10 protein-coding genes are annotated in these 11044 nt (G+C 57.9%); 6 read left to right on the top strand and 4 right to left on the bottom strand.

Features of this window, described 5'->3' with window-relative positions:
- Positions 1-56 precede the first annotated feature (56 nt).
- From PBA01S_RS21755 to PBA01S_RS21745, 3 genes are all read left to right on the top strand, one after another.
- Entirely contained in the window at positions 57-1598 is a 1542-nt protein-coding gene (locus PBA01S_RS21755) for an RsmB/NOP family class I SAM-dependent RNA methyltransferase (RefSeq protein WP_127576718.1), read from the top strand.
- 1 nt (position 1599) lies between these two features.
- Positions 1600-2385 carry a pseudouridine synthase gene (locus PBA01S_RS21750; protein WP_127576717.1) on the top strand — a complete coding sequence of 262 codons (786 nt, stop codon included), beginning with the start codon at positions 1600-1602 and terminating at the stop codon, positions 2383-2385.
- A gap of 520 nt (positions 2386-2905) precedes the next feature.
- A complete protein-coding gene (locus PBA01S_RS21745; RefSeq protein ID WP_028538036.1) occupies positions 2906-3709 on the top strand; it encodes a Cof-type HAD-IIB family hydrolase in 804 nt (267 codons plus the stop codon).
- A 64-nt stretch (positions 3710-3773) separates the two neighbouring features.
- Here PBA01S_RS21745 and PBA01S_RS21740 read toward each other — a convergent pair whose 3' ends face one another.
- The 4 genes from PBA01S_RS21740 to PBA01S_RS21730 all read right to left on the bottom strand — a co-directional run bounded on the left by PBA01S_RS21740 (position 3774) and on the right by PBA01S_RS21730 (position 7569).
- Positions 3774-5048, bottom strand: coding sequence for an MFS transporter (locus PBA01S_RS21740; RefSeq protein ID WP_028538035.1), 1275 nt, complete (start codon positions 5046-5048; stop codon positions 3774-3776).
- A gap of 139 nt (positions 5049-5187) precedes the next feature.
- Positions 5188-5772, bottom strand: a complete 585-nt coding sequence (locus tag PBA01S_RS21735; protein ID WP_009222811.1) for a DUF2087 domain-containing protein — start codon at positions 5770-5772, stop codon at positions 5188-5190.
- Between the two features lie 137 nt (positions 5773-5909).
- Positions 5910-6005: a hypothetical protein gene (locus PBA01S_RS22995; RefSeq protein ID WP_009222812.1), complete on the bottom strand. Its 96-nt coding sequence runs from the start codon at positions 6003-6005 to the stop codon at positions 5910-5912.
- Between the two features lie 127 nt (positions 6006-6132).
- Positions 6133-7569, bottom strand: coding sequence for an RsmB/NOP family class I SAM-dependent RNA methyltransferase (locus tag PBA01S_RS21730; RefSeq protein WP_028538034.1), 1437 nt, complete (start codon positions 7567-7569; stop codon positions 6133-6135).
- Positions 7570-7796: 227 nt separating this feature from the next.
- On the opposite strand from PBA01S_RS21730, the gene PBA01S_RS21725 reads away from it, so the two are divergent.
- From PBA01S_RS21725 to PBA01S_RS21715, 3 genes are all read left to right on the top strand, one after another.
- A complete protein-coding gene (locus PBA01S_RS21725; protein WP_028538033.1) occupies positions 7797-8918 on the top strand; it encodes a glycosyltransferase family 4 protein in 1122 nt (373 codons plus the stop codon).
- An 18-nt stretch (positions 8919-8936) separates the two neighbouring features.
- Complete coding sequence (locus PBA01S_RS21720; RefSeq protein ID WP_036699408.1) at positions 8937-10268, top strand: metallophosphoesterase family protein; 1332 nt, start codon at positions 8937-8939, stop codon at positions 10266-10268.
- A partial coding sequence (locus tag PBA01S_RS21715) for an AAA family ATPase (protein ID WP_164744231.1) occupies positions 10265-11044 on the top strand: 780 nt, incomplete at its 3' end. The genes PBA01S_RS21720 and PBA01S_RS21715, both read left to right, overlap by 4 nt.

The following is an 11044-nucleotide window of genomic DNA, read 5'->3' as shown; positions in this document are numbered from 1 at the left end:
CCGTTTGCGCAAGGGTGCAACCAACAGGATTGAAACAAAGAATGGATGGGACAAGCATGGCGGTTCAACTACCAGAGGAATTTATAGAACGGATGCGCGGGCTGTTGGGCGAGGAAGAGTTTGCGAACTTTTACGCGTCTTATGACAGTCCTAGATTTGCAGGAATCCGGGTTAATACGCTAAAGATTGATCCGAAGGACTTCAAGGCGATGGTGCCGTTTGATTTGCGGCCGATCCCTTGGTGCCGGACAGGGTACTACATCGAGGAGCAGGCAAAGCCGGGCAAACATCCGTATTATCATGCCGGGCTATATTATATTCAGGAGCCCAGTGCGATGGCGCCGGTGGAACTGCTGGACGTTACTCCCGGAGAGCGGGTGCTCGATCTTTGCGCAGCTCCTGGCGGGAAGTCAACGCAAATCGCAGCGAAGCTGTGCGGACGTGGGATGCTGGTCACCAACGATATCAACACGGAGCGGACGAAGGCGCTCGCCAAGAACATCGAGCTGTACGGGGTTCGAAATGCCGTTGTGCTGGGGGAGTCGCCGGAGCGGATTGCGCGGGCGTTTCCTTCTTTTTTCGATAAGATCCTGATCGATGCGCCTTGCTCGGGCGAGGGCATGTTCCGGAAGGATGAGGATATGGCGCGGAATTGGGAGCCCAATTGGGTTCGGAAATATGCCGACATGCAGCAGGAAATTTTGAACTCGGCTGCGGCCATGCTGGCGCCCGGCGGGAGAATCGTCTATTCTACCTGCACGTTTGCCCCGGAAGAGAATGAAGCGACGATCGCCGAGTTTCTGCTGGAGCATCCGGAATTTCGAGTAGTGCCTTTGGGTTTAGATCATGGCATCGCACCCGGACGGCCGGAGTGGCTTACTTGGCTCGCTGAGCGCGGGGAAGGCAAGGTGTATCCGCCGGAAATCGCCGCACAAACTGCCGGCTGTGGTCGGCTATGGCCGCATCAGGTGGAGGGCGAGGGGCATTTTCTCGCTGTGTTGGAGCGGCAGGGGGAAGAGCAATCCCTGAAGGAAGCCGAAGAAGATCGTAATGTCTCCTCCAAATGGGAAGAGAACTCTCGCGATAAACGGAATTCCCGTCAATCCCATCGCTCCCGTACCGGTGCAGCTCGTGATGCGAAGGCGGTGGACGATCGGGAGGTGCTGGAGAGCTGGCGGGCCTTTGCTCAGGAACAACTCGCCGGAGCGGAATTGCCGGGGGAACCGCTGCTCTTTGGCGGCAACGTCTATTTGTCCCCGCTGGCGAAAGAGCGGCTGGACGGCTTAAAAGTCGTGCGCCCCGGATGGTACGTCGGAACTGTGAAAAATGGGCGTTTGACACCTGGACAACCTTTGGCCACGGCACTGTCTCCGACCGAAGCGGCGCGGGTATTGGATCTCTCTTTTGCGGACGGTGAGGCGATCCGATACCTGAAAGGCGAGACGCTGCAGGTGGACAAGGATCGGATTCGTTGCCAGGAAGGCGCCAGCCCCAAAGGCTATGTGCTGGTCACGGTTGACGACTACTCGCTGGGCTGGGGCAAATGGCAGGACGGGTTGCTGAAGAATGAATATCCCGCCGGGTGGAGGTGGACATAAGATGAGTAAAGGCAAGAAGACGCAGCGGTTGGACAAAATATTAGGCCATCTGGGTTACGGCACCCGATCGGAGATTAAAAAATACGTCAAACAAGGTCGGGTCACAATCAACGGTGCGGTTGTCAAGGACAGCGGCATGCAATGTGATCCGGAAGTTGATGTTGTGGAGCTGGATGGTGAGCAGATATTTTACCGCGAATTCGTTTATTTGATGTTACATAAGCCGCCCGGTGTTATTTCAGCTACGGAGGATATGAGAGAGAGAACCGTCATTGATTTGTTGCCGGTGGATTTTCAAGTGTTCTCCCCGTTTCCTGTCGGGCGGTTAGATAAGGATACTGAAGGCCTGCTGCTGTTGACCAACGATGGTCAGCTGGCACACGATCTGTTATCTCCGCGCAAGCATGTGCCGAAAACGTACGAAGCCGTTGTTCTCGGCCATGTGGGAGATCCGGAAGCTGCACGCTTCCGGGAAGGCGTCGAGCTCGACGACGGTTATATCACCTTGCCCGCTGAGCTGAAGGTGCTGGAGCACCGCGTAGATACCGACGGAACTCCTATCTCACGCATCCAGCTGACGATCTCGGAAGGGAAGTTCCATCAGGTGAAGCGGATGTTCGAAGCCGTTGGCTCGCGGGTGACTTACCTGAAGCGCATATCGATGGGCCCGCTCGTTCTTGACGAGACCCTGCCGCTAGGCGCTTTCCGCGAGCTGACCGAGTCCGAGCTAGAGTCGCTGCGAACTTACAAAAACCCTGCTGCCCCCAAAAAGCAGCCTACAAAGTAATAGCGTAAGCGAATCTCGCAGGGAGAGAGCCGGGTTCGCGGGGAATGAGGGGAAGAAGCACGCAGCAGCCTCAACAAATCAGCGGTTTGCACTGAAGTAAGCGAATCCCGCAGGGACAGCGGTTTGATTGAACGGAGTAGCAGGATCTAAAGCCCTGCGTTGCAGTGTTCGCCAGCAGCAAGCAGGAGCGCCCCAAGCAGAGCGTGCCCGCAGGGCGACAAGCGGCTTAGAGCACACAAGTCTGCCCGGGTGCTCCGAGAGAAGCAGAGTTGAGCAGTACGGTTTACCAGGGAACCCGGGAGCGCCAAAAGTTAGACGTACCCGAAGGGGGAAAAGCGTTCCACAAGCCAACCTAAGCGATTCCCCAAAGGGGAGAGCGTGCAGGAGCGCCTCTGTGCCTCCTACGTTCCTCCCCTTTGCGGGAGACCAGAGGGCAGCAGGCCCTCGGGCCCCCTCCCTTACGGTAAGGGAGGGATGGGGAGGGTTGAGACAGAGAGACAGAAAGGAGACCACACCATACATGAAATATAAACTGATTGCTTTGGATGTTGACGGCACACTGCTGACGGACGACCACGTCCTGACGCCAGGAACGATCGAGACGATCCGCGCCATCGCGGAACAAGGTGCAGAGTTTGTGTTGTGCACCGGCCGGGCTCCTCGGAGCTCGATCCCATATATGCGTGAGATTGGCTTGGGCGGCTACGTCATTTGCCATAACGGTGCAGCTACGGTGGATGTGCGGACCGAGGAGGTTATCCATGAATTTGCGATGAATCCGCACGGGCTGGAGCCGTACATGGAGTATTGCCGCAAACACAACATCCATTTTGACGTGAATACCACTTTTACGTTGTATGTGGAAAATCTGGCCGGGCTGACCCAAGAAACGCTGGACGTGTACCACCAGTTTTTTATGGAACCGGAGAATATGCCAGCCTGGGCAGATTTTACTAAACCGATCGTGAAGTTCACCGCAGCCGGCGGGATGGAGGAGCTGGATCGGGTGTATGCTGACTGGAGTCAGTGGACGCAGGAGTTTAATATGCTGCGCAGCGGCGATTTTTTCATCGACTTGATGCATAAAGACGCCTCGAAAGGAGCGGCCCTGCAGAAGCTGGCGGAAAAACGCGGAATCCCGGCGGAAAACGTGATGGCGATCGGGAACTATTATAACGACATCACGATGCTCACCTATGCCGGACTGGGCGTAGCGATGGACAATTCGCCGCTCGACGTAAAAGCTGCCGCCGATGCCGTCACGGCCTCGAATAACGAGGAAGGCGTGAAGCGGGCGTTGGAGAAATATTGCCTGGAAGCCTAACAGCGTGAACATAGATCAAGCCGAGCCCGGAACCGGGTTCGGCTTTTTTGGTGTCTCTAAGTGGTCAGTCCAAGGACATTTGCGGCGGCTGCTCGGTTTCTTTCAAGGGATGGGCCTTGCGGCGGTGCAGCAGCCAGACAATGGCAACGGCGAAGCCCAGCAAGGTGAGGAGCGTTCCCCCGGCGAACCCCAAGGTTCTAGGCGCTACGGCTTCCAGCAGGAAACCGGAAGCGAGCATGATGACGCCCATCACGGTATTTTGCAGGGTGGCCAGGCTGCCGAAGAACCGACCTTGCCATTCGCTAGGAATCAGCTGCATCAGCACCGTCTCGTTGCAGGCGTTGCCTACGCTGGTGATGATCGCCGATAAGACCAGCAACCCAAACAGCAGGAGAAAGGAAGGCGACTGGCTGCTGATCACTTGAGATATTCCTTCGAGTCCAAGGGTGAGCACCGCGGCGGTCCGCATATGACGGGCCACCTTGCCGGCGAGTCCGGAGCCGATCAGCATCCCGGCACCCAGCGCCCCATACAGCAGCCCAATGCCGACGTCTCCCATGTGAAACACTTCAGAGGCATATACGCTGATCAGCACGTTAAAGATCCCGTCCCCGATCGGCCAAATGGCAAAGACAATCAGCATGATTTGCAAAAAGAAAGTTTGACGTACCAGCCGGCGAAATGTGGTGGATGAGGGAATCGAGGGCTGCGAGCTTGACTTAGCCGCTTCTGCGTCGATCGCGTCTGCTCCGGCTGCGGGCTGCGCTGCCGGATTCAAGCGAAGAAGCAGCAGACCGGAGACGAGGAAGGACAGGGCGTTCAGCACAAAAGACACCTGGCTGCCAACTGCCGCAGCGAGGATGCCGCCCGTGACAGAGCCGCCGATGAGCACAAAGCCCGTCATCGCCTGCTCCAGGCTGTTTACCGCCAGCAGGTTCTCCCGACGGACGAGCCGGGGAATGAGCGACATGCGGGCCGGGGCGTAGATCGCTTCGCCCGCGGACAAGGCAAACGAGCTGACATAGATGATCCAGACGTCTCCGGCTTCGTGAACGAGAAGCGGTGTTAATGCAAAAAAGATCCGGACGGCGTCGGTGAAGAGCATGATCGTTTTTTTGGTAAAACGGTCGGCAAGCCACCCGCCAATCGGTCCAAAGACAAGGTAGGGAACGAGGCGAATCGCAAAGGTGATGCCGACGGCCAGACCTGAGCCGGTCAACGATAGCAGCAAACCGAGGACAGCCACCTGGCTGAAGCGGTCGCCGATGCCGTTCACCAGACCAGCCGCAAACAGGCGGCGGTAGGAAGGTTCCTGGCGCAGGATTCGTAAAGATTTCATGGGATGAGGCCAACTCCTTTTATACATCTGTCTAATTAAATGATTATCGAATTGCATTCGCGAAAAAAAGGCAATAAGGCGAAAAGGCACGGCCAGCCTTATTGCACGGCGAGATATTCCTGAACCGCTGTAGTTGCAATCAGGATGGGCTCTTGTCCCAGAGCTCCGGCGGGTTCAACTCGTAAATATCATTTTCGCGGTACATGAAATGGTTCATGATAAACTCCCGGCGTATCGTCGCATAATCCTCGTGGTATTGCCGAATATACTCGTTGATTTCTTTTTCCGTATATTTGCGGTGCGGCTCCAGGCCTTTGACGAGACGTTCGAGCACAATCAGCTTCTTCTTGCGTTGGGCTGGCAAGTGCTTAAGGGTGCCGTCTCTGTTAAAGAAGTTGTCCTGGATCGCGGCTTTGCGTGCCGCCGCTTCTTGCTTGTCCTCGGCCGCAGAACTCGCCTTGCCGACTTTTAGAATCGCTTGAGCTTGTTGGGTGAGGCTTTTTTCGTTCAAATAAAAATAAATCGTATTCTTGTCGCGGCGTTCGTACACCAAATCCGCCTCCCTTAACTTGGTCATATGGTGGGTAATCGTCGGCGGCGTGACGCCAAGCTTTCCGGCCAGTGCCTGACCGTGTAACGGGCCGTTTTGAAGCAAGGCGATAATCCGGATCCGGGTCACATCGCCAACAGCTTTATGAAAATGAACTAATCGGTCGAGCTGCATCCTCATCCCTCGCTAATTCGATAATCATTTAATTAGATGAGTGTATTATTTCATCCTAAGCGGTTTCTTGTCAAGGGATAAAAAAAGAGGTTGGAATCCAGGCCGGATTCCAACCTCTTTACAGGCTCGTGGCTGCATTACACCAGAAGTGAACGGGAAACGATCACGAGCAAGATGAACAGTACCAAAATTGCTGCCGTTGAAGTGAAGCCCCCTCCATGGATTCCACTCATTGTTATTCCTCCCTTACGTCAGGATGGTTTCCCGTTTTTAAAACGAGATAGTGCATTGTATGCAGCCAAGGAGGTATACGTTTGGACATCCGGCAGGAGTGACCTGCAAATAGGCGCCTTTGAAACTTTAATGACGCAATCCTTTGGGCAGGTGATTTTTCAGCTGTCCGCCGCTGGCTTTGCCCCAGCCCAGCGGATATTGGTCGTCGCCGCAGGCGACGGTCACGAGGTGCCAGCCGCGTAAGGAGGCCGGCACCTCAAGCGTCTCGCCGCGCAGATAGGCGGCGACGAGCGGCGATTCCGCGTCGAGCGTCCACAGACGCGGGGCGGCTTCGTTTGCGCTGAGCGCCATCGCCAGCGCATGGGCGGGCTCAAACCGGCCTTTGCGGACGTCGCCGAGGTGCAGCCCGGCGCGCGGGACCTTTAGGCCGGTTAAGTGTTCCGGCGTCAGCGCCAAACCGCCGCTGGCCGGAAGCAGATAGAGCGCCTCGCCGAACAGAAGCGGGGTGCCTCCGGCGGGAGGCGCGAAGGCAGGCAGCTCGTCCGCCGCCCAAGCGCGAAAGCTGTCCCAGGCTGTTGCGGCGCTGCGCTCGGACGGACCGGAGCGGGCGCCGCGCTTGCGGTTGCGCTCACGTCCGCCGCGGCGAACGGCGTCCGCCCCCTCCCGATTGGCGATAGCAGCGGAGATCGCAGGGGTTTTCTCGTCATGATCCCGTTCGATCAGGGCGACGTAATGGCCTTCTCCTTGTTCGCGGTGCGGCCAAATCCGCTTCTCGGCGATCAGGCGCAGGAACGGGTACTCCGCCAACAGACGGGTGATAGTGTCCTCGTTCTCGCGGCGGTTAAACGTACAGGTCGAGTAGGCAAGCCGCCCTCCGGGCTTCAGCATCGCGACCGCGTCCTGCAGGATGTCCCATTGCCGGGCAGCACACAGCTCCACAGCCTCCGGCGACCATTCGCTGATCGCGTCGGGATCTTTGCGGAACATCCCCTCGCCGGAGCAAGGGGCATCCAGCATGATGCGGTCAAACGCCAGCGGGAAGCGGGCGGAGAGCGCAGGCGGTGGCGCCTGCGTCACGACGGCGTTCCGAATGCCGAGACGCTCCACGTTTTCCGCTAGAATGCGTGCGCGCTGCGGGTGAATTTCGTTGCTGATCAGCAGACCTTGGCCGGCCATTTTGGCAGCGATTTGGGTTGTCTTGCCGCCGGGGGCAGCCGCTAAATCCAGTACCGTCTGACCGGGCTGCGGGTCAAGCAGCTCCACGGCGGACATCGCGGACGGCTCCTGAATATAATAGAGACCGGCAGCATGGTAGGGGTGTTTCCCCGGCCGGGTGGATTCCTCGTAATAATAGCCCGTCCCGCACCAAGGTACCGGACGCAAGGCGAACAGCTCCGCGAGCTTGTCAGCCGCCGGGGAGGACGGAGGTATTTTTAACGTATTAAATCTAAGTCCATAGGTGCGAGGCGCATCATAGCTTGCTAGGAACGCCTCAGTCTCGGCCGGGCCGAGCAGGGCCGTTACCGCTTCAACGTATGCGGTTGGCAGGGATGGATTGCTCATCGTTGTTGCTCCTTCCACAATCTAAAAAAGGCCGTCAGAGGCCGGAACATCTATACTTCAGCAGTTTATCATATCCCTTTTTATTCACAAAAGAGGCAGTTGATCCAGCAGTGATTTTTTAATGACTCGTAAAAAAGGGGAATGGATGTTCCTTCCTGCCTATGGCATAATGGAAAAAGAAGCGGATTTAAACGCAAAAAACGTACGACATGCAAAGGAGAAGCACAATGAAACTGCTGCAGGCTTTATTTTTCCCGCCGGAACAGCCCGGTGGCGTATCGTCGATGATTCCGTACCTGCAAGACCGGTTTAATCCTCCACATTGGGAGATGGAGTTGTTTTCACTGCCCAAACGGATCCGTTCGAAGGGGAGCGATCCCGTTATTTTTCATACCTTTGATTGGCAGCAATACGGGGACAGCCCGATCGTCCAAAAATACGTGCAAACCTATCGCGACTATTTGTGGTGGACTAAGCTGCGATTGAAACAGCCTTACGATTTGATCCATGCCCATCACCCGATCGCAGGGCTGGCGATGAAGGAAGTGTTCCCGCAGACGCCGGTTATCCAAAGCATTCACTCGAGTTATGAAAAAGAATTGATTCTCAACGGCCGCATCCGAGAGAACGGGCCGGAGCACCGATTTCTTACGTCGCTGTACCGCGAGCTGGAGCATCGCACCGATCGGCTGTTCACCGTATCGAAATCTTTTGCCGAGTATTTGGCGCCGTATGTGGACGATCCTGCGGCTATCGGCGTGATCCCGAACGGGTTTGATGAGAAGCGGTTTAAACCGGTCCCTCATGAAAATGAAGTCGCTCAGCTCGTCACCGTCTGCCGCCTCGTGCCGGCCAAAGGGTTGGACACGTTGCTGCATGCGTGCGCCGAACTGAAGAAGCGCGGCCATAACTATGTGCTGCACATTATCGGCGACGGTCCCATCCGTCAGGAGCTGGAGCAGCTGGCGCAACGATTGGGCATTTATGATGATACGATTTTTTACGGGTATACGCTGCATCCGGAAGAATTTATGCCGTTCTTTGATATTTTCGTATTGCCTTCCCGGGCGGAGGCCTTTGGCAATGTGTTCGCTGAGGCTGCGCTGTGCAGTCTGGCGCTCGTCGGAACGCGGATCGGCGGGATTGCTGAGCAAATTGAGGATGGCGTGAACGGTCTGCTGGTGCCTCCGGAAGATCCGAAGGCGTTGGCCGAAGCGCTGGAGAAAGTGATCGTGGATCCGGATTACCGTTATCAGCTGGCCCGCAGCGGGTCAGAGAAGGCGAAAACCCATTACTCGCTGAACCGGGTGGTCCACGAGCTGAAGAAGCTGTACCTGCAATTCAAATAGGAAAGAGTTGTTGTGCGGATGAAAGCCTTTCGTTTTCTACACGCAGCCGATTTGCACCTGGATACCCCTTTTTCGGGGATGTCCGGGGTGCCGGATCGGCTGCGCGAGTTATTGCGGGAATCAACCTTTACTGCGTTCGAGCGAATGATTCGGCTTGCGATCGAGGAAGCCGTTGATTTCGTGGTGATCAGCGGCGATATTTACGACGCATCGGACTCTTCGCTGCGCGCGCAGCTGCGTTTGCGCGAGGGCTGGGACAAGCTGGGAGAGCACGGTATTCCGGTGTATCTGATTCGGGGCAACCATGACCCCTTGTCCGGCCGGAGGCTCAGGTTGGCTTTGCCTGATCATGTGACAGAGTTTGGCCCCAAAGTGGAAAGTGTGACCGCCGTACGGCGCAGCGATGGGGAGCCGGTGGCGGTGCTGACCGGGGCTTCTTATCCAACTCCGGCGGTGCATGAGAACTTGGCGATTCAATATCAGCGCGAGCCAGGCTCGGACCTCTACCACATCGGGCTGCTGCACGGCAACGTGGACGGCCAGGAGGGGCATGACGCATACGCCCCGTGCTCGCTTCGCGATTTGCAGGCCTCGGGATACGATTATTGGGCGCTGGGTCATATCCATAAGCGGCAGATTCTCTGCGATTCACCGTGGGTGGTGTATCCCGGCAACATCCAAGGGCGCAGCCTAAAGGAAACCGGACCGAAGGGCTGCTATTTGGTGGAGGTTGCGGAGAACGGTGAGGCGGAGCTCTCGTTTCGGCGACTCGATCAGGTGTTGTGGCTGGAGAGCCGCTTGTCCATCGACGGGTTGGCCACGGAAGAAGCGTTGAAGCTGAGCCTCGAGGAGCAACTGGACGAGCTGCGGGAGGCCGAGCCGGATCGGATGACGGTCGTTCGGTTGATTTTGATCGGGCGCGGGCCGCTGCACGGGATGCTCCAATCGGGGCCGGAGGCGGCAGAGCTGTTGCAGGAGTTGCGGCGAAAAGAACTGGGACGCTTTGAGGCCGAGGCTGTGGAAGCAGGGCAGGGTGAAGGCATCGTATGGCCGGCCGGCTTCAAGCTGGAAACTGGGGTGGAGCTGGACCGTGAGGGGCTAGTTGCGGAGGACAGCTTCCTCGGTGAGCTGTTCCGGTTAGGAGAACGCACAGCCGCTGAACCTGAACGGGTGGAGGAGTTGGTTGACACCGCGCTGGCACAGGCGGCAGAGAACCGGCAACTGCGACGGATCTTGCAGGAACTGAACCTGGAAGCCAAGCGGGAGCTGGTTCGCCGGGCGGAGGAGTTGGCCGCGGCCTTGCTGATTGATGACACGCCGACGTCGCGGGAAGGGAGAAGCGTCTCATGAAGCTGGAACGGATGCAGATCAGCGGCTTTGGCCGCCTGAATGGGCTGGACGTGGAGCTTCCGGGGCAAGTAACGGTGCTGTACGGTCCCAATGAAGCAGGCAAAAGCACGCTGCTGGGCTTTGTCCGGGCGATGCTGTTTGGCATCCCTACCCGGGCGGCTGCGGCTGAACGGTATGAGCCGCTGCGGGGCGGTGCGCACGGCGGGGTGCTGACAATCTTGGGCGATGACGGAACGCGCTGGATGATCGAGCGGTATGCGCAGCCGCCGGAGGGACGAAATTTGCCGGGCACGCGCGGCGACCGGCTGCGGATCACGCGCAGCGATGAACAAGGCGGCGTGCGGGAGGCATCGCAAGAGGAAATGCAGCGGGAGCTGCTAGGCGGCATGTCCAAGGCGATGTTCAAGCAGCTGTTCGCCGTGTCGCTGACGGAACTGCAACAAGTGGGCGCCTTGCAGTCGGAGGAGCTGAGCCGCTACCTGTTCCACGCCGGGATTGGCGGCGGAGCAGCGGTGCTGCGCGGGGAGAAGCGCTTGGTCCAGGACATGGACAAGCTGTATCGGCCGCGCGGGCGCACGCAGGAAATCGCTCAGCTCCTCCAGGCGGTGGAGCGGCTGGAGCGCGAGGCCGAGGCGGCCAAAGCGCTGCTGCCGCGTTACAACGACGTGCTGGAGGAGCTGGAGCGGCTGGCCGCGCAGCTGGCGGAAGCCGAGGCGGCCCGCGCCGCGCGCAGCCGGGAGACGGCCCGGCTGCAGCGAGCGGTAGGCAGCCGGGCC

The sequence above is a fragment of the Paenibacillus barengoltzii NBRC 101215 genome (genome assembly GCF_004000745.1).
In the GTDB taxonomy this organism is placed as follows: domain Bacteria; phylum Bacillota; class Bacilli; order Paenibacillales; family Paenibacillaceae; genus Fontibacillus; species Fontibacillus barengoltzii.
The sequence above is the reverse complement of the archived record's forward strand: the minus strand, read 5'-3'. Positions and strand labels throughout refer to the sequence as shown.

Excerpts from the sequence above, each read along its gene's own strand:
- PBA01S_RS21755 (WP_127576718.1), top strand. The coding sequence starts at position 57 with ATGGCGGTTCAACTACCAGAGGAATTTATAGAACGGATGCGCGGGCTG.
- PBA01S_RS21740 (WP_028538035.1), bottom strand. The coding sequence starts at position 5,048 with ATGAAATCTTTACGAATCCTGCGCCAGGAACCTTCCTACCGCCGCCTG.
- PBA01S_RS21720 (WP_036699408.1), top strand. The coding sequence starts at position 8,937 with ATGAAAGCCTTTCGTTTTCTACACGCAGCCGATTTGCACCTGGATACC.
- PBA01S_RS21745 (WP_028538036.1), top strand. The coding sequence starts at position 2,906 with ATGAAATATAAACTGATTGCTTTGGATGTTGACGGCACACTGCTGACG.
- PBA01S_RS21750 (WP_127576717.1), top strand. The coding sequence starts at position 1,600 with ATGAGTAAAGGCAAGAAGACGCAGCGGTTGGACAAAATATTAGGCCAT.
- PBA01S_RS21725 (WP_028538033.1), top strand. The coding sequence starts at position 7,797 with ATGAAACTGCTGCAGGCTTTATTTTTCCCGCCGGAACAGCCCGGTGGC.
- PBA01S_RS21735 (WP_009222811.1), bottom strand. The coding sequence starts at position 5,772 with ATGCAGCTCGACCGATTAGTTCATTTTCATAAAGCTGTTGGCGATGTG.
- PBA01S_RS21730 (WP_028538034.1), bottom strand. The coding sequence starts at position 7,569 with ATGAGCAATCCATCCCTGCCAACCGCATACGTTGAAGCGGTAACGGCC.
- PBA01S_RS22995 (WP_009222812.1), bottom strand. The coding sequence starts at position 6,005 with ATGAGTGGAATCCATGGAGGGGGCTTCACTTCAACGGCAGCAATTTTG.